The organism is Streptomyces olivaceus (assembly GCF_000721235.1).
Lineage (GTDB): Bacteria > Actinomycetota > Actinomycetes > Streptomycetales > Streptomycetaceae > Streptomyces > Streptomyces olivaceus.
In genome coordinates this window covers 1-294 of the sequence record NZ_JOFH01000161.1, presented here as the reverse complement: position 1 = coordinate 294, position 294 = coordinate 1, and the positions used below count along the sequence as shown (strand labels likewise).

The 294-nt window shown below is 69.0% G+C and carries 1 protein-coding gene; it reads right to left on the bottom strand.

Going from position 1 to position 294, the window contains the following annotated elements; translation table 11 throughout:
* Positions 1 to 294: MBL fold metallo-hydrolase (locus tag IG94_RS0138255; protein WP_031048915.1), on the bottom strand; the 294-nt coding region annotated here is incomplete at both ends.

Genomic DNA, 294 nt, shown 5'->3' with positions numbered 1-294 from the left:
TGCAGGTCCTCGGTCGGCTCCATCGCCTGCACTCTCCCCAGCACTCCCGTAGGGCAGTACAGCGGCACACGGTCCCGGCGCCCGCCGCCGTAGAGCAGCACTCGGCACAGGGCGCTCAGATCCGCACAGTGATCCGGGTGCTCATGGGTGATGACGACGGCGTCGACCTCGCTCGCCGTACATCGCGCCAGCAGTCGGGGCAGCGTCGCGTATCCGAGGTCCAAGACCAGGCGGAAGCCGTATGCCTCCAGCAGGAAGCCGCTCGCTGCCCGTCCTGCCTCCGGCCAAGCACCA